At 61.9% G+C, this 21275-nt stretch carries 19 protein-coding genes; 12 read left to right on the forward strand and 7 right to left on the reverse strand.

Annotated features, from left to right (window positions below; all coding sequences use genetic code 11):
• Positions 1 to 120 precede the first annotated feature (120 nt).
• Positions 121 to 1590, forward strand: a complete 1470-nt coding sequence (locus V6M87_RS23215; RefSeq protein WP_332879046.1) for an O-antigen ligase family protein — start codon at positions 121 to 123, stop codon at positions 1588 to 1590.
• Positions 1591 to 1718: 128 nt separating this feature from the next.
• Here the strand turns inward: V6M87_RS23215 and V6M87_RS23220 are convergent, their stop codons facing one another.
• Entirely contained in the window at positions 1719 to 3782 is a 2064-nt protein-coding gene (locus V6M87_RS23220) for a S9 family peptidase (protein WP_332879047.1), read from the reverse strand.
• Between the two features lie 68 nt (positions 3783 to 3850).
• Between V6M87_RS23220 and V6M87_RS23225 the strand changes: the two genes are divergently transcribed.
• On the forward strand, positions 3851 to 5623 hold the full coding sequence (locus V6M87_RS23225; RefSeq protein ID WP_332879048.1) for a hypothetical protein: 1773 nt from the start codon (positions 3851 to 3853) through the stop codon (positions 5621 to 5623).
• On the opposite strand, the gene moaC is transcribed toward V6M87_RS23225, so the two are convergent.
• Positions 5624 to 6118: a cyclic pyranopterin monophosphate synthase MoaC gene (gene moaC / locus V6M87_RS23230; RefSeq protein WP_332879049.1), complete on the reverse strand. Its 495-nt coding sequence runs from the start codon at positions 6116 to 6118 to the stop codon at positions 5624 to 5626.
• Positions 6119 to 6186: 68 nt separating this feature from the next.
• On the opposite strand from moaC, the gene V6M87_RS23235 reads away from it, so the two are divergent.
• Positions 6187 to 7767, forward strand: a complete 1581-nt coding sequence (locus tag V6M87_RS23235; protein ID WP_332879050.1) for a M48 family metalloprotease — start codon at positions 6187 to 6189, stop codon at positions 7765 to 7767.
• On the opposite strand, the gene V6M87_RS23240 is transcribed toward V6M87_RS23235, so the two are convergent.
• The 5 genes from V6M87_RS23240 to V6M87_RS23260 form a co-directional block, all read right to left on the reverse strand.
• Positions 7764 to 8351: a DUF2946 family protein gene (locus tag V6M87_RS23240; protein WP_332879051.1), complete on the reverse strand. Its 588-nt coding sequence runs from the start codon at positions 8349 to 8351 to the stop codon at positions 7764 to 7766. The genes V6M87_RS23235 and V6M87_RS23240 overlap by 4 nt on opposite strands.
• On the reverse strand, positions 8344 to 9336 hold the full coding sequence (locus tag V6M87_RS23245; protein ID WP_442920634.1) for a YheT family hydrolase: 993 nt from the start codon (positions 9334 to 9336) through the stop codon (positions 8344 to 8346). The genes V6M87_RS23240 and V6M87_RS23245 overlap by 8 nt, the downstream gene beginning before the upstream one ends.
• A 6-nt stretch (positions 9337 to 9342) precedes the next feature.
• Positions 9343 to 9537 (reverse strand): zinc-finger domain-containing protein, encoded by a 195-nt coding sequence (locus V6M87_RS23250; protein ID WP_332879052.1) that lies wholly within the window; start codon positions 9535 to 9537, stop codon positions 9343 to 9345.
• A gap of 59 nt (positions 9538 to 9596) precedes the next feature.
• On the reverse strand, positions 9597 to 10754 hold the full coding sequence (locus V6M87_RS23255; RefSeq protein WP_332879053.1) for an ABC transporter substrate-binding protein: 1158 nt from the start codon (positions 10752 to 10754) through the stop codon (positions 9597 to 9599).
• Positions 10755 to 10986: 232 nt separating this feature from the next.
• Complete coding sequence (locus V6M87_RS23260; protein ID WP_332879054.1) at positions 10987 to 12132, reverse strand: ABC transporter substrate-binding protein; 1146 nt, start codon at positions 12130 to 12132, stop codon at positions 10987 to 10989.
• Between the two features lie 181 nt (positions 12133 to 12313).
• On the opposite strand from V6M87_RS23260, the gene V6M87_RS23265 reads away from it, so the two are divergent.
• The 9 genes from V6M87_RS23265 (at position 12314) to V6M87_RS23305 (ending at position 21107) form a co-directional block, all read left to right on the forward strand.
• Positions 12314 to 13054, forward strand: a complete 741-nt coding sequence (locus V6M87_RS23265; protein WP_332879055.1) for an AzlC family ABC transporter permease — start codon at positions 12314 to 12316, stop codon at positions 13052 to 13054.
• Positions 13047 to 13391 carry an AzlD domain-containing protein gene (locus tag V6M87_RS23270; protein ID WP_332879056.1) on the forward strand — a complete coding sequence of 115 codons (345 nt, stop codon included), beginning with the start codon at positions 13047 to 13049 and terminating at the stop codon, positions 13389 to 13391. Before V6M87_RS23265 ends, V6M87_RS23270 begins: the two co-directional genes overlap by 8 nt.
• 41 nt (positions 13392 to 13432) lie before the next feature.
• Complete coding sequence (locus V6M87_RS23275; protein ID WP_332879057.1) at positions 13433 to 14638, forward strand: phosphoglycerate kinase; 1206 nt, start codon at positions 13433 to 13435, stop codon at positions 14636 to 14638.
• Positions 14639 to 14686: 48 nt separating this feature from the next.
• Complete coding sequence (gene pyk, locus V6M87_RS23280; RefSeq protein ID WP_332879058.1) at positions 14687 to 16147, forward strand: pyruvate kinase; 1461 nt, start codon at positions 14687 to 14689, stop codon at positions 16145 to 16147.
• A gap of 27 nt (positions 16148 to 16174) precedes the next feature.
• The gene (gene fba, locus V6M87_RS23285) at positions 16175 to 17242 is read left to right on the forward strand and encodes a class II fructose-bisphosphate aldolase (RefSeq protein WP_332879059.1); all 1068 of its coding nucleotides are present in this window, start codon (positions 16175 to 16177) and stop codon (positions 17240 to 17242) included.
• Positions 17243 to 17480: 238 nt separating this feature from the next.
• Positions 17481 to 18377: a phosphoribosylaminoimidazolesuccinocarboxamide synthase gene (locus V6M87_RS23290; protein WP_332879060.1), complete on the forward strand. Its 897-nt coding sequence runs from the start codon at positions 17481 to 17483 to the stop codon at positions 18375 to 18377.
• Positions 18374 to 18874 (forward strand): 5-(carboxyamino)imidazole ribonucleotide mutase, encoded by a 501-nt coding sequence (gene purE, locus V6M87_RS23295; RefSeq protein ID WP_332879061.1) that lies wholly within the window; start codon positions 18374 to 18376, stop codon positions 18872 to 18874. Before V6M87_RS23290 ends, purE begins: the two co-directional genes overlap by 4 nt.
• Positions 18871 to 20079, forward strand: coding sequence for a 5-(carboxyamino)imidazole ribonucleotide synthase (locus V6M87_RS23300; protein ID WP_332879062.1), 1209 nt, complete (start codon positions 18871 to 18873; stop codon positions 20077 to 20079). Before purE ends, V6M87_RS23300 begins: the two co-directional genes overlap by 4 nt.
• Positions 20079 to 21107, forward strand: a complete 1029-nt coding sequence (locus tag V6M87_RS23305) for an L-threonylcarbamoyladenylate synthase (RefSeq protein ID WP_442920635.1) — start codon at positions 20079 to 20081, stop codon at positions 21105 to 21107. The genes V6M87_RS23300 and V6M87_RS23305 overlap by 1 nt, the downstream gene beginning before the upstream one ends.
• Positions 21108 to 21275 lie beyond the last annotated feature (168 nt).

Raw genomic sequence — 21275 nt, forward strand, 5'->3', positions numbered from 1 at the left:
AACGCCGCTGTAAAAGCCGCCTTCGAGAAGAACACCTTCGGTTCGTAATACTCTGTAGTAATATCGAAAGCCGCCCTAGGGCGGCTTTTTTGTATTCAGTACCAACTTCCGCGATCCGCCATGCCTTCTTCCCCGCACCTTGTTTTGCCACGATCACATCTCGCGTTCCCCGGCGATGGTTCTTTCATCACGCTGACCGTGCTGTGCGCGCTTGCTGCCAATTTCCTGATCGCCTACGGACATGACCAACAGCGCTGCATCGAAATCGTGGCGCTGTGCGTGATTGCGATGATCGCGCTCGTGCGCATTGCCAGAGGCAAGATGCCCGCAGTACCGATATCGGTCGGCATTCCCTTACTGGCCTTCGTGGCACTGGGGCTGGCATCGGTCGCGACTGCGCTATCCTTGCGTCACGCTGTCAATGAATGGTCGACTCTGTTGCTGTTACTGCTTCTGGTGTTTGCCATTGCGGACGAGCTGGCCGGAAACAGCAAACGTCTGCATGGCGTTCTTCGATGGATAGGCATCACCTGCGCCCTGTATTCCTTGCTGGTCATGGTTGTCTATTTGATGGCCCTTGCCAGCGGATTTCAACCTGACGGCTTCGTGTTGTCGGTTGGATTTTCCAATTACCGGTTCCTCAACCACACGCAGACTGCGCTCATGCCGCTGATTATCCTGTTGTGCGTGACGGTGCCGATGACGGACCGCTGGCGCAAAGCATGGTTCGTGTTGGCAGCTTTTTGGTGGGCAATCTTGTTCGTGACAGAAGCGCGCGCCAGCGTGCTGGCGCTGGCCGTCGGCTGCGCCATCGCCTTCGGGTTGCGCCGCGCGCACGCACGCCCGGTTCTGGCAATGATGACAAAAACAGCGCTCGCCGGCATTGTCCTGTATGCGGTGATATTTCTCCTCCTGCCTCTGCTGTTCGGCCTGCAGCCTGTCGGCTCGCTGTCGAATGTTGTGGCACGGACGGTGGCCAATCCGGCTTCTGACCGCCTTCTGTTGTGGAAACTCGCATTGGATCTGATTGCCGCACACCCGTGGCTCGGTGTGGGTCCGCAACATTTTGCTCATGAGGGCGCCAAGCTGTATGCGGGGGCACACCCGCACAACTGGATATTGCAAATTGCGGCGGAATGGGGCATCCCGGCGTTGCTGTGCGCATTGGGCACCATCGCTTTCGCGGCGCGAACCCTCCTACGCACCGGCGCGCGCGTTGCCGATTCGGATCTGGTGAACCAGAGTACGTTCGCCTGCCTGCTGGTCACCTGTACAGCAATATTCGCCGATGGGCTGCTGTCGGGCGTGATCGTCATGCCGCAGAGCCAGCTCGCTATCGTACTCGTGCTTGGATTCGCGTGTGCGTGGGTTCGCCTGCAAATTGGTGGCGTGGAGCGCGTCGCACCGGTTCCGTCGTCGCTTGCGCGTGCCATTTTTATTGCGCTGCTGGTTGCCGGATGCTACGGATTGCTGTGGTCGGCTTGGCCGGATATCCCTGCGCGCGCGCGGGGTGACACGCTTACGCCGGCAGAATTGGCCGTAAATCCTGCGACACAGTGGTCCCGCATGTGGCTAGCCGGATTTTTCTAGGTTTCATACAGTCTGATGCCTTGCCTCTAAGAACGGCTCGTACGTTGACCGCGTTTTGACTTGCGCCATTGCGCTCAAGCACAAAAAAAGCCCGCGTGCGAGGCGGGCCCTGGTTCAGTGCAACGCCACTATGGCTTCAAATGCTGGTTCAGCCAGCCCAGCACCGTGTGGTGCCACAGCAGCGAATTACCAGGTTTCAGCACCCAGTGGTTCTCGTCCGGGAACACCAGCAACTTGCTTTCGATGCCGCGCCGTTGCAGTGCCGTGAACGTCCCCAGCGCCTGCGCTGTCGGGATGCGGAAGTCCAGGTCGCCTTGCACGACCAGCATCGGCGTCTTCCATTTGGTCACGAAGTTGACCGGGTTAAAGCGCTCGTGGTTCTCTGGCACAGCATAGTAGGGGCCGCCGCTTTCCCAGTCGGTGAACCACTGCTCTTCCGAGGAGTACGCCATGCCGCGCGTATCGAATACGCCATCATGGTTGACGATGCACTTGAAACCGTCTGGCCAGTTGCCCTCGATCCAGTTCATCATGTAGCCGCCGTACGACGCACCCAGCGCGCAGCTGCGCTCGCGGTCCAGCCAGGAATATTTCGCTACGGCCGCTGCCAGGCCTTTCTGCAGATCTTCCAATGGCTTGCCGCCCCAGTCGCCGCTGATGCTGTCGGTAAATTTCTGGCCGTATCCGGTCGAGCCGTGGAAATCGATGAACACGGTCGCATAACCTGCACCCGCGTACACTTGCGGATTCCAGCGGTAACTCCAGCCATTGCCGAAACTGCCTTGCGGGCCGCCGTGGACCAGGAAAGCGATCGGATACTTCGCGCCTGGCGTCGCATTCCACGGTTTCATCACGTAGCCGTGCACAGTGTCGCCATTCGCGCCGGCGAACGAAAACTGTTCGAATTCGCCGAACTTCACGTCTTTCAGCTTGTCGACGTTTTGCTGCGTCAATTGCACAGGCTTGCCACCGGCCAGTTTTTGGCTGAACAATTGCGCGCCCGATTGCAGGTTCGACAGTGCATACACGACCGTATCGCGGCGCACGTCAAAGCCGCCGATGGCGCCCTGGTCGGTCAACGCGCGTACTTTGCCGTTGGCGGCGTCGATGGCGAACAAGCGGTGGTTGCCCACATCTTCGGCGTCGGCCACGATGGTCTTGCCGTCGGCCGACCAGGCGATGCTGCCCGGCGAGCGGTCCCAGTCCTGCGCCAGCTTGCGCTTCGCGCCGCTGGCCACGTCCATCAACATGATCTGGTAGCGGTCCGCTTCAAAGCCGGGCCGGGCCATGGCCAGGTAAGCGATGGTGCGGCCATCCGGCGAGTAACTTGCCTTGGCATCCCAGGCCGGATTGTCGGGCGTCAGGTTGCGCGGCGCGGCGCCGCCGGCGGCCGGCACGCTGAATAAATCGAAATTGGTCGACCAGGCTTCGGTCTTGCCGGCGATGCGCACCGAAAACACGATGGTCTTGCCGTCCGGGCTGAAGCGATATTCTTCACGGTCGCCGAACGGTTTGGATGGCACATCGCCGTCGAGCGAACCGGACAGGCTGACCGGTGCCGTGCTGACGCGGCCGTTGCTATCAAGCGGCGCCGAGAACAGCACCGCGTTGCGGCCGTCGGACCAGGTATCCCAGTGGCGCACGAACAGGCGGTCATAGACTTTGCCAGAGGTCTTGTCCTGCGCCGGTTTCTCGAGGCGGGTTTTGGTGCAAGCCAGGTCAGGGCAATCGCGGAACACGGCCATGGAGAGGGCAATCCGTTCGCCGTTGGGTGCAACGCGGAAATTATCGACGTCGAGGGCCAGATCGGTCACGCGCGTCGCTTCGCCGCCATTGATGGGCAGACGCCACACCTGCGACGAGCCGGAGCGGCTGGACAGGAAATACACCGCATCGCCGCTGGCGGACCATTCCGGATCGCTGCTGCTGGCGGCATTGCTGGTCAGGCGCTGCGGCACCGGTTTGGCTGCGCGCAAGTCGACCATCCACAATTCGGTATGGCCGCGGTTCTTGGCCAGGTCGGTGTCGCGCACGGTGTAGACGACGCGCGTGGCGTCCGGCGACACGGCCGGGCTGCCGACGCGTTCCATACTGACCATATCTTCCACGGTAAAGCCGCGCAAGGTGTCAGCCCTCGCGATCGCACCACTGGCGACCAGCGCCGTTCCCAACATCAGCAAACGTAATTTCATTCGATCCTCATGAGCTCGTACATACAGAAGCACGGGCCGGTCGCCGCATGCAAGGGCAGCAATTTACCATGGGAAGCGATACAGAAATAGATCAAGCAGTGCAAAGTAACTATGTTCTAATAAGACAACTTTTTTTTGATAAGTTTACTATTTTGCAATCTGCCCTCACGTCCCTAGTCCGATTTGTTTTTCGCACGCTTTTATCCTTGCTGGCTATTGCAGTCGTACTGGTCGGCGGGCGTTTCCTGCTCGACGAGGGACGCGTGCTTCGGTCGTCGAGTGGTGACTTGCAGACGCTAAGCACTGCAACCGCGAGCCTGGCGAAATACAGGGAGAACACCACCGCCCTTTTGCAGGCGAAAATGGTGCAGGCGCAGAAATATTCGATCCCCGAAATCGACAAGCTCATAGCGGACGCGACATTGCGACAGCAGGGCACTGAGACCGAAGTTGCGCGTTCTACGCTCCTGATACTCGGGCCAGCGGAGGCACTTGAGAAAATGCAGGCGCATTACAAAAACAGACTTGCTGTGAAGTTTGCGACGCTTGAGCTGGAATATCTTCAAAAATTCCGCGCATACCTTATTGCCGTCTCGGGTCGGGAGAATGCCTATCGAGAGCGCAGAAAACTCGCCATCAAGTCCAATCAAGCACTCGAAGTATTGCTGCTGCTTCAGAATAATCGTGACAAAATCGCACCTGAATTTGCCCGTGAGTTCATTTTAATCGCACCAATGTTCGGCGAAAAATTGGAGCGCGTCCAAAGGCAGGTCACTCAGGCGAAGAAAAATTACGATAGTGCCCTTGCCAATTATGAAATTCAAAAAAGGGCGGTCGACCACTTCAGCGCGCTGCCGCAGCGCCCGACCTTTGCAGTCGACCAGCAAGCGCTAGACGCCGTCACCAAGGACATGGCCGACCGCCTCGCCCAAGCGCGCACTGCCGTCAGCACAAACTGGGTGGCCCGCTACGTCAGCCCTGTTATCCACGTTCTGCCTCTCGCTCTGGCTGTCCTGCTGTCGTCTATCGTCGCCCACTTGTTCATCAAGCTGCTGTTTTATTTCGTGCTCGCGCCACTGGCTGCGCGGCGCAAACCGATTCAGCTTGAAGCGGCGCCGGCAGTGCAGAGTGTGCAGGCCAGCGCGTCTGCTGTCTCTCAGAATATCCATCTCGAACCCGGCGAAGAACTCTTGATCTTGCCCGGCTATCTGCAGAGTGTCTCGACAGGCGCTCGCAAGGACACCAAGCCGGTACTGGACTGGTCGTGCCTGTGGACCAGCATCATTTCCGGCATGGTGATGCTGACCCGCTTGCGCACCAGCAGCCGTGTCGATCCCGTGGTCGTGTCCTCGGATGTCGACGCCGTCAGCGAACTCACCCTGGTGACCATCCCACTGGGTGCGGCAATGGTTTTTCAGCCGCACGGCCTGGTCGGCGTCATCTATCCATCCGCGACACCGCTGAAAATCACCCGACGCTGGCGCCTGTTCAGCGCCCATGCCTGGCTGACCTTGCAGCTACGCTATCTGATTTTCCGCGGCCCGGTGACACTGATCGTGAAAGGGACGCGCGGCGTGCGGGTCGAGCCGGCAGGGCAGGGCCGCGTCATCAGCCAGTTTGCGACCCTGGGTTTTTCATCGCACCTGCACTACGCCACCGTGCGCAGTGAAACGTTCTGGCCGTATTACCAAAACAAAACGCCGCTGTTGCAGGATAAATTCGATGGCGCAAACGGCTACTACGTCTACGACGAAACCCCGCGCTTCGGCAAGACTGGCGGTTTTTTTTCGCGCGGCCTTGAAGGCCTGACGGATGCGGTAATGAAGGTGTTCGGGATCTGATCAGAGTTCGGCTGACCAGCCCCCCGACTTGCCGCCATGCTTTTCCAGCACCCGCACATTGGTCATCACCATGCCCCGATCCACCGCCTTGCACATATCGTAAATCGTCAGCAAGCCAACTTGCACGGCCGTCAACGCCTCCATCTCGACGCCGGTCTTGCCGACGGTCTCCACCTGCGCGCGGCAGTGCACACTGGACGTCGCGGCATCCGTCTCGAAATCGACGGCGACGCGCGTCAGTGCCAGCGGATGGCATAGCGGAATCAGGTCGCTGGTGCGCTTGGAGGCCATGATGGCCGCGATGCGCGCAATGCCCAGCACGTCGCCTTTCTTTGCGGTACCGGACAGCACCAGCTGCAAGGTTTCCGGCTTCATCCGGATGGTGCCGGCGGCAACTGCAATGCGGTGGGTTTCGGTCTTGGCGGTGACGTCGACCATGTGGGCCTGGCCGGTGCTGTCGAAATGGGTCAGGTGGTCGGATGGGGATGTGGACATGGAGAAAAATCACTGGCTGGGCTGGGGGGCAAAACGGCCCCGGATACGGGTATGATAGCACCGTGAAAATGACCCAAGACTCTGTCCCGCGCCGCTGGGGCCGCCTTCTGCTGACACTGTGCCTCGCCACTTCCGTCGCCACCGCTCCCGTGCAGGCGGCGCCCGTGCCGCTGAAACAATTGCCCGACAATTCGCGCCTGCCGACGCTGGGCGACCCGGTGCGCGAAGACCTGTCGCCGATTATCGAGCGCAAGCTGGGTGAGGAGATCATGCGCGACATCCGGCGCGACCGCGATTTCCTCGACGATGACCCGATCCTCGACTACCTGAACAGCTTCGGCGCGGGCCTGGTCAATTCGGTGCCGAATGCGCGCGGCGAAACGAATGCCGATTTTTACTTTTTTGCGGTGCGCGATCCGATACTCAACGCGTTTGCCTTGCCTGGCGGGTTCATCGCCGTCCATTCGGCGCTGTTGATTGCCGCGCAGACGGAATCGGAACTGGCGTCGGTGCTGTCGCATGAAATTGGCCACGTCAGCCAGCGCCACATCGCGCGCATGCTGGGCCAGCAGAAACAGGATGTGCTGCTGCCGCTGGCGTCATTGATCCTGGCGGCGTTGGCGTCGAAACTGGGGGGCGATGCCGCCATCGGCGTGCTGATGGGCGGGCAGGGGCTGGCCGTGCAGCGCCAGCTCAGTTTTACCCGCAACGCAGAACGCGAGGCCGACCGCGTCGGCTTCGAGATCATGGGCGCGGCCGGTTACGATACCTCGGGGATGGTGGCGTTTTTCAAGCGCCTGCAAACGGCGTCGCGCTCGTACACCGAGCTGCCGGCGTTTCTCAGCAGCCACCCGCTGACGGGCGAGCGCATTGCCGATATCCAGGCGCGCATCCGCGAAATGCCGTACCGCCAGCGCGTCGACAGCCTCGAGTTTTTCCTGGTCCGCTCGCGCGCCCGCGTCCTGCAGGACGAAACCGCGCAGGGCCGCATCGACGCCCGCACCGCCTTCGAAACCCAGCTCGGCATGCAAAGCCGCCAGCAGCAAGCCGCCGGACAATACGGCATGGCCTTCCTGTCGCTCAAGCAGGGCGATGTGACCAAGGCGCGCAGCTGGCTCGCCAAAGCGCGCACGACCATGAAGCCGCGCGAAGGCCCCGTATTTTCTACCGGCCAGAGCACGTCCGACGGCGGCGCCATGTTTGCCGGCCTGGCCCTCGAAATCGATCTGGCGCCGGGACAATCGGCGGCCATCGTGCAGCAAACGGTCAAGGATGCCGATGCGGCGCACCAGCGCTATCCACTCTCGCGCAGCATCGCGCGCCAGTACGCCGAGGCATTGATTACGGCCGGCAAGCTCGAGGAGGCCGCCGTGTTCCTGCGCGAGCAGGTGCAGCAATACCGCGAAGAGCCGAAACTGTATGACCAGCTTGCCAAAACCTATGCGGCGCAGGGCAAACTGGCGCTGCAGCACATGGCGCTGGCCGAATCGTATGTGCTCACGGGCGCGCTGCCGGCCGCCGTCGACCAGTTGAATTTTGCCCGCAAATCGAAAGATGTGTCGTTTTACGACCAGGCCGTGATCGATGCGCGCGAACGCGAATTGCAGGCGCGCCAGAAAGAAGAAAAGAAGGAAAAGAAAGAGAACTAGGCGTGTGGGTTGGCGACAAAGCCGAAGCGTGCGCCCAGGTCGCCGTCTGGCAGCCGCTCCACGTCGACGCGCGCGTCGTGCAAACGCAGCGACACGGTGCCTGATCCGGCTTCCAGCCACGCCAGCAACGCGTCATCATCGACCGCCGCGCCGTTCCTCTCCATGGTGGCAAGCAATTGCGCCACGTCCCGGTCATCGACCTGCGCCAGCTTGCCGCCGGCTTGCACGATCAGCGCACCGGCTGCCGTCATGTACGCTTTGTCGATGTGCCCGAGCGCTTCGCCTGTCTGCAGCACCAGCCCCTGGGCCGGATCGGTGCGCGCCACGTACGGCGTCGTTTCCAGGTTCACGTACACGCGCTGCGGACCATTCTGGAAATACCAGCAGCCGCGCGCGTCGGCGGCGTAATTGCGGTTGATAAAAGCGAGCAGGGCGGCATTGCCCAGCCGGTCGCCCGGAAGGTTTGCCTGTTGCGCATGTTCGTCGCGCATGCGCCAGCCGCCGCGCGCGTCGAGTGCCAGCCAGCCGTAGCAGTGCGGCACGTCGGGCCATTTGGCCATTGCCTGTTTTACGATGTCATCCATGAGGCGCAGCTTCGCAGGTTTGCGCCGACGCTGTCGCACGCGCGTGCACATGCTGGTCGAAAAACGCCAGTATTCGCCGCGCCAGCCACGTATTCGTACCATCCGCGCTGAAGCCCACGTGGCCGCCCTGGGCCGGGTAGTCGAGCGTGACCGCGGCCGACGCACTGGTCGGTAAATGTTGGCCCGGCAAAAATGGATCGTTGCGCGCGTTGAGCACCAGGGTCGGCACCGTGATGTCGTGCAGCACGTGGCGGGCGCTGGCGCGGTGCCAGTAGTCGTCGGTGTCGCGGTAGCCGTGCAGGGGCGCGGTGACGATGTTATCGAACGCGTACAGGTCGCGCGCTTGCAGCAGGGCGTCGCGGTCGAACAGGCCGGGAAACTGGTCCAGCTTGGCCAGGCACTTCGGTTTCAGGGTTTGCAGGAACATGCGCGTGTAGAGCATGTTGAAGCCGGTGCCGAGGGCGGCGCCGCCGCGCGCCAGGTCGAGTGGGGCGGAAATGGCGCAGGCAGCGTCGACGATGCCGGCGCCGTGCTGCCATTCGCCCAGCCAGCGCAGCAAGGCGTTGCCGCCCAGCGAGACGCCGGCGGCGAAAAAGTCGCCGCTCGCGCGCGGCCGCAGACGGCGCACGATCCAGTCGATCTCGGCGGCGTCGCCGGAATGATAAAAACGGGGTGCGCGGTTCGGTTCGCCCGAGCAGCCGCGAAAGTGCGGCACCGCGCCGGACCAGCCGCGCGCGGCCAGTGTCGCCATCAGGGCGCGCGCGTAGTGGCTGTCTGAACCACCTTCCAGGCCGTGAAACAGCACCACGAAGGGCTGGCCGGGCTGGCCGTCGACGAAATCGACATCGATGAAATCGTCCTGTGCGTGCACCTCCCAGCGCTCGCGCCGGTAGCGCACGCGTGGTGTGCGCGCGACTGTGGCGGGGTAGACGGTTTGCAGGTGGCCGCCAGGCAGCCACAGGGGAGGCTGGTAGTCGATCCCCATTAAAACTTAATGATGACCGACGACGGTGCCCGCCTTGAGTGCATAGCGGGTGCCGCAGTACGGGCAGCGCGCTTCGCCATGGGCGGCGAAGTCGAGGAACACACGCGGGTGGCTGGACCACAGTGGCATGGCCGGGTTCGGGCAATGGGCCGGCAGGTCTTTCGCTTCCAGTTCCACTACCGCCATCATTTTGTCATTCATGCGTTTCTCCGTCTGGCTAAATTAAGCAAAGACAGATTTTAGCGGATTCACGACATGCATTAGTACATAAAAGTGCCGTCATTGCGAATCACCGTCAGCTCGACATAATCGGACGCATTATGGTTCGATGGGCTGAACTTGAGCACAAAGCCGCCCAGGTCGAAATGCCCCATGCTTTCGACGCCTTTGTTGAAACTGGCGCGCGTCAGGTTGTTGCCGGCATTTTCCAGGCCTTCCACGAACGCTTTGGCGGCAATAAAGCCTTCCAGGCTGACAAAGCCAGGCTGGCGGCCCGGTTTCACCATGTACAGTTTTTTGTATTCCCTGATCAGCGCCAGCTTGTCATTCCAGGGCGACGGCATGACCTGCGAAATCATCACGCCGGGCGCGCCTTTGCCGAGCGCTTCGGCCAGCGACTGGCTGCCCACGAACGAAATGTTCCAGAAATAGGGCAGCGAGGTGGCATCCTTGCGCATGGCCTGAATGAACGCCGCGCTGGCCGCGTACGGTGTGACGATGATGATGGCCGGCGGGTTCATGGCGCGCATCTTGGTCACGGCGGCAGCCACGTTGACGCTGTTGCGCTCGATGGTCACGGTGCCCATGACGGTGAGTCTGTGCTTTTTCAGGGCCATTTGCACCGCATCCAGGCCGGCCTGGCCGTAGGCGTCATCCTGGTAAAACACGGCAACTTGCTTCATGCCCATGCCTTCCAGGTTCTCGACAATTTTTTCCATTTCGCGCACATAGCCGGCGCGAATATTGAAAACGTTCGGCTGGAACGGCGCGCGCAGCGATTGGGCGCCCGTCAGCGGCGCAAAAAACGGCAGGTTTTCCTTGGCGACCAGCGGCAGGGCGGCATTTGACGTCGGCGTGCCGACATAGCCGAACAGCGCGAACACATTGTCTTTGTCGATCAGTTGCTTGGTATTGGCGGCGGCGCGGTCCGGCTCATAGCCATCGTCCAGGCTTTTCAGGACAATTTTGCGGCCGTTGACGCCGCCCTTGCTGTTGACGTAGTCGAAATACGCCAGGGCACCGTCGCGCATCTCGGCGCCCAATTTGGCCGCCGGACCCGACAGGGCAGATGACTGGCCAATGGTGACGGTGGTCGGCGTGACCCCAGGCACGGCCGCGCGGGCCGGTATGGCCGCTGCCAGCGCAGCCATCAAAGTGAACAATACTGCCGAAGGCCAGCGCGAAGCATGCTTGCTCATATCACAACCCTATCATTTGAAAAGAAGACGCGAAAAAATACACAAGCAGGCAAAGTCATGTGCTGATGCAATTATCCACGGATTTATTTCTAGGCAGTAATATATTTGGCCGACGGTGTGGCGTTTTCCTCCAAACGATAACGATCTTTTAATGTTTCAGCGCACTGTACGCGGCTGCGCGGCCACCATGTTGTTGAGCCGCCACGCGCACGCAAGCCGCTTGCCAGGCTTGTCAATACAGGAAGGTGCCATCGTTGCGGATCACGGTCAGCTCCACATAACTGGACGCCTCGTGGTTGGTGGGGCTGAATTTGAGCGTGAATCCGCCCAGGTCGGTGCCGTTGAGCCCTTCGACCCCTTCGCGGAAACTGGCCCGCGTCAAATTCTTGCCGGCGCGTTCCAGCCCTTTCACGAATGCTTTGGCGGCAATAAATCCTTCCAGGCTGCTGAAACCCGGCGCGCTGCCCGGTTTGTTCAGGTAAAGCTTGGTGTACTCCTTGTTCAGCGCCATATTCTTATTCCATGGCGACGGCATGACCTGGGAAATCATGACGCCGGCCGCATCTTTGCCAAGCGCACTGGCCAGGCCCTGGCTGCCGGTAAACGACAGGTTCCAGAAAAAAGGCACCGAGATGGCGTCCTTGCGCATGCCGCGAATAAAGGCGGCGCTGGCCGGATAGGCCGTGATGATCAACACGGCGGTCGCCTGCAAGGGCCGCAGCTTGGCGACCGCGGCGCTCACGTCGGTGCTGTTGCGCTCGACGGTGGCCGAGCCCAGCAACGCCAGGTTGTGCGTTTTCAGCGTGCGCTCGAACACGTCGAAAATGGCTTTGCCGGGGGCGTCGTTGTAATACACAGCGGCGATTTTCTTGGCGCCCATGCCTTTCAGGTTCTCGATGATCTTTTCCATCTCGAGTACATTGCCGGCGCGGATATTAAAAACGTTCGGCCGGAATTGCCCGTGCAACGATTCGCCCCCTGCCAATGGCGCAAAAAACGGCACGTCTTCCTTCTCCACCGAGCGCATCGAGGCCGTCGATGTGGCCTGGCCGACATAGCCGAACAGCGCGAAGACGTTATCGTTATGAACCAGTTGCTGGGTGTTCTTGACCGCCTGCGCCGCATCGTAACCATCGTCGAGGGTCTTCAGGACGATCTTGCGGCCTGCCACGCCGCCTTTGCTGTTGATATGATCGAACCAGGCCTGCGCCCCGTCGCGCATTTCAATGCCGAGTTGGGCGGAGGGCCCGGTCAGAGCCGCCGACTGGCCCAGTACAATCGTGTTGGCCGTGACGCCGGGTGTCGCGCCAGCCGGGAGGGCGGCAGCGAGCAGTGTGAACAGGACGGCCGACGGCCAGCGCAAAGCGTGCTTCAACATATCAACAAACCAATCTTAAGAGGGAATTCCAGCGCATCAACTGCCCGAGCGTCAATACGCACCGTATTTGGCGTGATTATGCGTGGTTATATTTCCAATGGGAAATTACTTTTGACAAATAGTCACACATTGTCGTTTTTTCGTTCATCCATTATTTTTTGCATACCGAGTTGCCACTTCCATGACAGATCGACCTTCTTTCAATATGGCGCTGGAGCGCCATGACCCGGTCGCCCTGCGCGCCGGCTTTACTGCCGGACTGCCGACACTATTCGGCATCGGCGCCTGGGGCATGGTGGTGGGCGTGGCCATGGTCAAAAGTGGCCTGACGCTGGCCCAGGCTTGCGGCATGACCTTGCTGGTGTTTGGCGGCTCGTCCCAGCTGGCGGCGTTGCCGCTCATTGCCGCCGCCGCGCCGGTGTGGGTGATTTTCGCCACGGCGCTGGTGGTCAACTTGCGCTTCGTGATCTTTTCGGCCCTGCTGGCGCCCCATTTCATGCACCTGCCGTGGCCGCGGCGCCTTCTATATGGTTATATATCGGGGGACATGTCGGTCGCGCTGTTCTTGCAGCGCTATCCCGACTACGCGCCGGCGCCCGGCAAGTTTTCTTACATGCAGGGCTTGATGATCCCGAACTGGTGCGCGTGGCAGATCGGCTCGCTGGCCGGTATCTTTCTCGGCAGCGCCGTGCCGGCGGCCTGGGGGCTGGGCTTTGCCGGAACGCTGGCAATTTTGTGCGTGATGATACCGCTGGTGGTCAACCGGGCCGCGCTGTGCGGCGTGCTGGTAGCCGGCGCCGTGGCCATCGCCGCGCACGGCCTGCCTTATAAGCTGGGCCTGTTGCTGGCCGTGTTGCTGGGTATGCTCAGCGCCATGGCGGTGGAAGAAACGCAGCTGCGCTGGAGCCAACGTCATGGCTGAATGGGAAATCTGGGCCGTGATCGGCCTGCTGGCCTTGTCCACGGCCCTGACGCGCAGCACGTTCTGGATGGTGGGGCACAAAGTGACGATTCCGCCGCGCATGCTCGAGGTGCTGCGTTATGCGCCGGCCTGCGCGCTGGCAGCCATCGTCGGCCCCGACCTGGCATTCGCCGGCGGGCAGACATTGCAGTTGACGGCGGCCAATCCGCGCTTGCTGGCGGGCCTGGCGGCGCTGCTGTTTTACCTGTGGCGGCGCAGCATGTTGCAAACCATCGTGGTGGGCATGGCGGCCTTTACACTGTTGCGTGTCTTTCATGTTTTTGGCGCCGTTGCCTAATGTAGAATAACGTTCTTTCAATCTTCAACCAACGACCCGCCATGGATGCTGTGCGCAATTTCACCCGCTTGCAAGACCTCATCGATACCAATGCGCTGCAGGGCAAGCGCGTGTTCATTCGCGCCGACCTGAATGTGCCGCAAGACGATGCTGGCAATATTACCGAAGACACGCGCATCCGCGCTTCGGTGCCGGCCATTCGCGCCGCGCTCGCTGCCGGCGCTGCCGTCATGGTGACCTCGCACCTGGGCCGCCCGACCGAGGGCGCGTTCAAGCCGGCCGATACGCTGGCGCCGGTGGCCGTGCGGCTGGCCGAATTGCTCGGTCAGCCGGTCGAACTGAAGCAGAACTGGGTCGACGGCGTCGATGTCGCCCCGGGCCAGGTGGTGCTGCTGGAAAACTGCCGGGTGAACGTCGGCGAAAAGAAAAACGACGACGCGCTGGCGCAAAAAATGGCCAAGCTGTGCGACGTCTACGTCAACGATGCCTTCGGCACCGCCCACCGCGCCGAAGCGACCACCTACGGCATCGCCAAATTCGCCCCGATCGCGTGCGCCGGCCCCTTGCTGTCTGCCGAACTCGACGCTTTGGGCCGCGCGCTGGGCGCGCCGGCGCGGCCGCTGCTGGCCATTGTCGCCGGCTCGAAAGTCTCGTCCAAACTGTCGATCCTGAAAGCGCTGGCCGATAAAGTCGACAACCTGATCGTCGGCGGCGGCATTGCCAACACTTTCATGAAAGCGGTCGGCCTGAACGTCGGCAAGTCGCTGGTCGAAGCCGACCTCGTCGTTGAAGCGAAAGCCATCATCGACATGATGGCCGCGCGCGGCGCCACGGTGCCGATTCCCGTCGACGTGGTGTGCGCGAAAGAATTTTCTGCCTCGGCGGGCGCCACCGTGAAGGCCGTCGCCGACGTCGAAGACGACGACATGATCCTCGACATCGGCCCGCAAACGGCCGCCACGCTGGCCGCGCAGATCGGCGAGGCCGGCACCATCGTCTGGAACGGCCCGGTTGGCGTGTTCGAATTCGAGCAGTTTGCCAATGGCACCAAGACACTGGCGCACGCCATTGCCGACGCCAAAGCCTTCTCGATCGCCGGCGGCGGCGACACGCTCGCCGCGATTGCAAAATACGACATTACCGATAAAATCGGCTATATCTCGACGGGAGGCGGCGCCTTCCTCGAGTTTTTGGAAGGCAAAACGTTGCCTGCAGTGGAGATCCTGCAGCAGCGTTTTAATAAATAAAATCCAGCGCAGCCAACCGGGCTGCGCTTTTTATTCCAAGGATTATTTATGTACCGTGGCACCAAGATCGTTGCAACCATCGGCCCGGCATCGTCCGATTTCGACACCTTAGTGCGGATGATCCGCGCCGGCGTCGATGTCGTGCGCCTGAATTTTTCGCACGGCAAGGCCCAGGACCATATCGACCGCGCCACCCTGGTGCGCCGCGCGGCCGCCGAGTGTGGCAAGGAAGTGGCGATCATGGCCGACATGCAGGGTCCCAAGATCCGCGTCGGCAAGTTCGAAGATGGCAAGATTTACCTGAACAATGGCGAAACTTTCATCCTGGATGCCAAGTGGGGCGACAACGGCGAACTGGGCAACCAGGAACGCGTCGGCCTCGACTACAAAGCGCTGCCGCGTGACGTGCGCCCGCACGACCGCCTGTTGCTCAACGACGGCCTGATCGTGCTGGTGGTCGACCGCATCGTCGGCCACGAAATTTTCACCACCGTCAAAGTGGGCGGAGAGTTGTCGAACAACAAGGGCATCAACCGCCAGGGTGGCGGCCTGACCGCGCCGGCGCTGACGGCCAAAGATATGGAAGACATCAAGACGGCCATGAGTTTTCAGGCCGACTATCTCGCCATTTCCTTCCCAAAAAGCGCCACTGATATGGAAATGGCACGTCAACTGGCCAATATCGCGGGTGAGGCATATCACCACAAGCCGATGATGATCGCCAAGATCGAGCGTGCCGAGGCCATTCCGGTGCTCCAGGAAATCCTCGACGCCTCCGACGGCATCATGGTCGCGCGCGGCGACCTGGCGGTGGAAGTGGGCAACGCGGCCGTGCCGGCGCTGCAAAAACGCATGATCCGCATGGCGCGCAATTCGAACAAGCTCGCCATCACGGCCACCCAGATGATGGAGTCGATGATCGTCAACGCCGTGCCGACGCGCGCCGAAGTGTCCGATGTGGCCAACGCCGTGCTAGATGGCACCGATGCCGTCATGACGTCGGCCGAAACCGCCTCCGGCCGTTACCCGATTGAAACGGTCGAGATGATGGCGGCCATTTGCGCCGAAGCCGAGCAGTCCGAATACAACAAGCTCGACGCCGACTTTTTGAATGTGCAGTTCACCCGCATCGACCAGTCAATTGCCTACGGCACCCTGTTCACCGCCCACCATTTGCGCGTCAAGGCGATCGTGGCGCTGACCGAGTCCGGCTCGACCGCCTTGTGGATGAGCCGGCACAGTATCGATACGCCGATCTTCGCCCTGACGCCGTCGCGCACCACGCAGCGCAAGGCGTCGCTGTACCGCAATGTGCAGGCTTACTATTTGCAGCAGGACGGCGGCAGCCACGCAGTATTGCGCGCAGCCGAGGAACTGCTGGAGAGTAAAGGGGTCGTACAAAAGGGTGACATGATCGTGGTGACCTGGGGCTCGCCGATGGGGCAGGCCGGTGGCACCAACGCGCTCAAAATCGTGCGCGTCGGCGAATTCGAACTACCATCTAACTAATTCATTACTATTGTTTGGAGTATTACCATGGCACTCGTCTCATTGCGTCAACTGCTGGACCACGCTGCCGAACACGGCTACGGCCTGCCGGCCTTTAACGTCAACAACCTGGAACAGGTTACCGCCATCATGATGGCCGCCGATCAAACCGGCAGCCCGGTCATCATGCAGGCCTCGGCCGGCGCGCGCAAATATGCCGGCGAGCCGTTCCTGCGCCACCTGATCGACGCCGCCGTCGAAGCCTACCCGCACATCCCGGTCGTCATGCACCAGGACCACGGCCAGTCTCCGGCCGTCTGCATGGCGGCCATCCGCTCCGGTTTTACGTCCGTCATGATGGACGGTTCGCTCGAAGCCGACGGCAAGAGCGTTGCCAGCTACGAATACAACGTCGAAACCTCGCGTGAAGTCGTCAAGTTTTCGCACTCGATCGGCGTGACCGTCGAAGCCGAACTGGGCGTGCTCGGTTCGCTGGAAACCATGAAGGGCGACAAGGAAGACGGCCACGGCGCCGACGGCCTGATGACCCGCGAGCAATTGCTCACCGACGTGGCGCAAGCCGCCGACTTCGTCGCGCGCACCCAGTGCGACGCGCTGGCCATTGCCATCGGCACTTCGCACGGCGCCTACAAATTTACCCGCAAGCCGACCGGCGACATTCTCGCCATCGACCGCATCAAGGAAATCCACGCGCGCATCCCGAACACCCACCTGGTGATGCACGGTTCGTCCTCGGTGCCGCAGGAATTGCTGGCGATCATCCGCGAATTCGGCGGTGACATGAAAGAAACCTATGGCGTGCCGGTTGAAGAAATCCAGGAAGGCATCCGTCACGGCGTTCGCAAGATCAATATCGACACCGATATCCGCCTGGCCATGACGGCGGCGATTCGCAAGTACCTGTTCGAGAACCCGTCGAAATTCGACCCGCGCGATTATTTGAAGCCGGCGCGCGAAGCCGCCATGATGGTTTGCAAGGCGCGCTTCCAGGCCTTCGGTTGCGAAGGCATGGCGTCGCGCATCAACCCGATTCCACTTGAAAAAATGGCGGCGCGTTATCAATCGGGTGAGTTGTCGCAGATCGTCAAGGCGTAAGCAGTATCGTTAGCCGCAATACCGTCACCCCGATGAAAATCGGGGCCCATACTGAGATTGCTTCGCCGCGAACTGTGCGGTTGCAGATACGTGCTATGGGTCCTCGCCTTCGCGGGGATGACGTTTGAGGGCAGTGGTAAAATGCCGCATTAGAATCACGTTCGCGCGGACTGCCTGCAGTCCGACTTTCTACACCGGCGGGGGCAACCCGCCGGTTTCGCTTTCCGGTACCTCTTCTATGAACAGCCTCTACCAATCCACCATCGATTCCCTGCCACTGCTGGGCCGCGGCAAGGTGCGCGACAACTATGCCGTCGGCGACGACAAGATCCTCATCGTCACCACCGACCGTTTATCTGCATTTGACGTCGTCATGAACGAGCCAATTCCCGGCAAGGGCATGGTCCTGAACCAGATGACCGATTTCTGGTTCGAGAAGCTCGGCGATATCGTGCCGAACCACCTGACCGGTGTATCTCCTGAAAGCGTCGTCAGCGCCGCTGAAGTGGAGCAGGTACGCGGCCGCGCGGTCGTGGCGAAACGCCTGCAGCCGATCATGGTCGAAGCAGTCGTGCGCGGTTACCTGATTGGTTCCGGCTGGAAGGATTACCAGGCCACCGGCGCGGTGTGCGGCATCACCTTGCCGGCCGGCTTGCAGCAAGCCGACAAATTGCCCGAGCCAATTTTTACCCCGGCCGCGAAAGCCGACCTGGGTGAGCACGACGAGAACATCAGCTTCGCCGACATGGAACAGCGTATCGGTGCCGAGCTGGCCGGTCGCATGCGTACCATCAGCATCGCCCTGTACCAGCGCGCGGCCGAATACGCCGCCACCAAAGGCATCATCATTGCCGATACCAAGTTCGAATTTGGGCTGGACAGCAACAACGTGCTGCACCTGATGGACGAAGTGCTGACCGCCGATTCGTCGCGCTTCTGGCCGGCCGATTCGTATCGTCCGGGCATCTCGCCACCGTCCTTCGACAAGCAGTTCGTGCGCGACTACCTGGAAACGCTGACCGAGTGGCCGAAGACCGCCCCGGCGCCAGCCCTGCCGGCAGATGTCATCAACAAAACCCAGGCCAAGTACTTCGAAGCCATCGAGCGCCTGACCGGCGAGAAGCTGAAAGCATGAGCGATCAAGCCAAGCCTGTTGTCGGCGTCGTCATGGGTTCGTCGTCCGACTGGGACGTCATGAAGCACGCGGTCGACATCCTGACCCAATTCGGCGTGCCGCACGAAGCGCTGGTCATCTCGGCGCACCGCATGCCGGACGAAATGTTCGCCTACGCGGAAGGCGCGCGCAGCCGGGGTTTACGCGCCATCATCGCCGGCGCCGGCGGCGCGGCCCACTTGCCGGGCATGATCGCCGCCAAGACCATCGTGCCGGTGCTGGGCGTGCCGGTGCCATCGAAATACCTGCGCGGGGAAGACTCGCTGCTGTCGATCGTGCAGATGCCCAAGGGCGTGCCGGTGGCGACGTTTGCCATTGGTGAAGCCGGTGCGGCCAATGCGGCGCTGACGGCAGTGGCCATCCTGGCTGCCCACGACGAGAACCTGGCGGGCTTGCTCGAACAATTCCGCCGTACCCAGACCGCGGCCGCCCAGGCCATGGTGCTGCCGCCAGCATGATGACCAGCACAAAAAAACCAGCTGCCATTCCGACTGCCCATCCACCCACCGTGTTGGGCGTGATGGGGGGCGGCCAGCTCGGCCGCATGTTCGCCCACGCGGCGCAAGCCATGGGTTACCAGGTGGCGGTGCTCGAGCCGGCCGCCGATTGTCCGGCCGGCCATGCCGCCGAGTACCTGATCAACGCGCCGTACACCGACGCGGCTGCCCTGGCGCAGCTGGCCGGACAGTGCGCGGCGGTGACCACCGAATTTGAAAACGTGCCAAGTTCCAGCATGGCGGCATTGGCGGAGACCACCTTCGTGGCGCCGTCGAGCCAGTGCGTGTCGATCGCGCAGGATCGCATTCTGGAAAAGAAATTCTTTGTCGATTGCGCGCCGCACGCGGGCGTGGGTCCGGCGCCGCACCTGGCCATCACCGGCCTGCACGACATCAGCGCGGTGCCCGACGTACTGCTGCCAGGCATCCTGAAAACCGTGCGCATGGGTTACGACGGCAAGGGGCAAGCGCGCGTCAACACCCGCCTCGAGGTCGAGACCGCGTTCAAGGCCATGGGCGGCGTCACCTGCGTGCTGGAAAAAATGCTGCCGCTGGCCTACGAGGTCTCGGTGCTGACGGCACGCGGCGCGGATGGCGCAACGGTGGTCTACCCGATCGCCGAAAACGTCCACCGCGACGGCATCCTGTTCACCACCACCGTGCCGGGCCCGAATGTGTCAAGCGCGTGCGCGGAGCAGGCCCAGGCCGCGGCGCGCGTGATCGTCGAACGGCTCGGTTATGTCGGCGTGCTGTGCATCGAATTTTTCGTGCTGACCGACGGTAGCCTGGTGGTCAACGAAATGGCGCCGCGCCCGCACAACAGCGGCCACTACACGATGGATGCCTGCGTCACCAGCCAGTTCGCACAGCAGGTGCGCGCGACCGCGCGGGTGCCGCTGGGCGACGTGCGCCAGCATTCGCCGGCGGTTATGCTCAATTTGTTGGGCGACCTCTGGTTCGATGCCGAGACGGGTGACGCAAGCCCGGTTCACGAGCCCGACTGGGCCGCCGTGCTGGCGCTGCCGGGCGCGTGTTTGCATCTGTATGGCAAGGACGACCCACGCCCGGGCCGCAAGATGGGTCACCTGACCCTGATCGCGCCGACGCTGGCCGAGGCGACAGCCCAGCTGCGCGCCGCCTGCACCATCCTGCGGATCACGCTGTAATGGTGAATTGCTTGCTCAGTGAGGACACGATTGCGCAGGCGGCAGCCGCGCTGGCCGCTGGCCAGCTGGTCGCCTTTCCCACCGAGACCGTGTATGGCCTCGGTGCGGATGCCGAAAACCCGGCGGCAGTTGCGGCCATCTACGCCGCCAAGGGCCGCCCGCAAGACCATCCGGTGATCGTGCACCTGGCGCCCGGCGCGATGCTTTCGCACTGGGCCGCCGAGATTCCCGAACAAGCCCACATGCTGGCCGCCGCCTTCTGGCCCGGTCCGCTGACGCTGATTTTAAAACGCGCGGCCAACATTCCGGATGCCGTCAGCGGTGGCCAGGACACGGTCGGCCTGCGCTGCCCGGCGCACCCGGTCGCCATCGCTTTATTGAACGCCTTCAAGGGCGGGCAGGGCGGCATCGCGGCGCCCTCGGCAAATAAATTCGGCCACGTCAGCCCGACCCTGGCGCAGCACGTGCGCGAGGAATTCGCAGCCGACAACACGGTCGCCATGGTCCTCGATGGCGGGCCATCCCGGGTCGGCATCGAATCGACCATCGTCGATTTGTCACGCCTGGCAACCCACGGACCAGTCTTGCTGCGCCCCGGGCAAATCAGTGCCGACGCCATCGAAGCGGTGATCGGTCAGCGCCCGCAGGCGGCCGATGCAGCCGCACCACGCGCCTCCGGCACGCTGGAATCGCACTACGCGCCGCATACGCCGGTAGCCATGCAGGATGGCGCCACGCTCGCCGCGACCCTGGCGCAGTTGTCGCAAACGGCGCACAAAGTTGCGCTGATCCACATCGCCGAATTTGCCGAGGTGTTCGCCTCGCTGCGCATGCCGGCCGACCCGGACGGCTTTGCGTATGCCCTGTACGCGGCCTTGCGCGAAATGGACGGCCGCGGCGCCGATGTCATTCTGGTCGAGGCGCCACCACAAGGCGCCGACTGGCTCGGCGTCAACGACCGCCTGCGCCGCGCCGCGCACGGTTCGCACGGCATCGTGCACGGACTGCTCAATAGCGCGCTGCCGTAACCCGTATTTGCCACGGCGTTGCGTTCTCGTCAAGATACAAATTTAAGCAATAGTTGCGTTGCCCCAGCGCTATAATCTCGCCCAACAAGCAAGTCCGCCGGCAATCTGATGCATGCCGGACTACCCGATTGTTGCCATGTTTAGACGCGCACCGTACATTTTTTCTAT

Source organism: Massilia sp. S19_KUP03_FR1 (genome assembly GCF_036688685.1).
Lineage (GTDB): Bacteria > Pseudomonadota > Gammaproteobacteria > Burkholderiales > Burkholderiaceae_D > JALYUM01.

Coding starts and splice junctions, on each gene's coding strand:
- V6M87_RS23225 (WP_332879048.1), top strand. CDS start 3,851: ATGGGAAGCGATACAGAAATAGATCAAGCAGTGCAAAGTAACTATGTT.
- V6M87_RS23235 (WP_332879050.1), top strand. CDS start 6,187: ATGACCCAAGACTCTGTCCCGCGCCGCTGGGGCCGCCTTCTGCTGACA.
- V6M87_RS23265 (WP_332879055.1), top strand. CDS start 12,314: ATGACAGATCGACCTTCTTTCAATATGGCGCTGGAGCGCCATGACCCG.
- V6M87_RS23260 (WP_332879054.1), bottom strand. CDS start 12,132: ATGTTGAAGCACGCTTTGCGCTGGCCGTCGGCCGTCCTGTTCACACTG.
- purE (WP_332879061.1), top strand. CDS start 18,374: ATGAGCGATCAAGCCAAGCCTGTTGTCGGCGTCGTCATGGGTTCGTCG.
- V6M87_RS23305 (WP_442920635.1), top strand. CDS start 20,079: ATGGTGAATTGCTTGCTCAGTGAGGACACGATTGCGCAGGCGGCAGCC.
- moaC (WP_332879049.1), bottom strand. CDS start 6,118: ATGTCCACATCCCCATCCGACCACCTGACCCATTTCGACAGCACCGGC.
- V6M87_RS23220 (WP_332879047.1), bottom strand. CDS start 3,782: ATGAAATTACGTTTGCTGATGTTGGGAACGGCGCTGGTCGCCAGTGGT.
- V6M87_RS23290 (WP_332879060.1), top strand. CDS start 17,481: ATGAACAGCCTCTACCAATCCACCATCGATTCCCTGCCACTGCTGGGC.
- fba (WP_332879059.1), top strand. CDS start 16,175: ATGGCACTCGTCTCATTGCGTCAACTGCTGGACCACGCTGCCGAACAC.
- pyk (WP_332879058.1), top strand. CDS start 14,687: ATGTACCGTGGCACCAAGATCGTTGCAACCATCGGCCCGGCATCGTCC.
- V6M87_RS23255 (WP_332879053.1), bottom strand. CDS start 10,754: ATGAGCAAGCATGCTTCGCGCTGGCCTTCGGCAGTATTGTTCACTTTG.
- V6M87_RS23270 (WP_332879056.1), top strand. CDS start 13,047: ATGGCTGAATGGGAAATCTGGGCCGTGATCGGCCTGCTGGCCTTGTCC.
- V6M87_RS23245 (WP_442920634.1), bottom strand. CDS start 9,336: ATGGGGATCGACTACCAGCCTCCCCTGTGGCTGCCTGGCGGCCACCTG.
- V6M87_RS23300 (WP_332879062.1), top strand. CDS start 18,871: ATGATGACCAGCACAAAAAAACCAGCTGCCATTCCGACTGCCCATCCA.
- V6M87_RS23240 (WP_332879051.1), bottom strand. CDS start 8,351: ATGGATGACATCGTAAAACAGGCAATGGCCAAATGGCCCGACGTGCCG.
- V6M87_RS23275 (WP_332879057.1), top strand. CDS start 13,433: ATGGATGCTGTGCGCAATTTCACCCGCTTGCAAGACCTCATCGATACC.
- V6M87_RS23250 (WP_332879052.1), bottom strand. CDS start 9,537: ATGAATGACAAAATGATGGCGGTAGTGGAACTGGAAGCGAAAGACCTG.
- V6M87_RS23215 (WP_332879046.1), top strand. CDS start 121: ATGCCTTCTTCCCCGCACCTTGTTTTGCCACGATCACATCTCGCGTTC.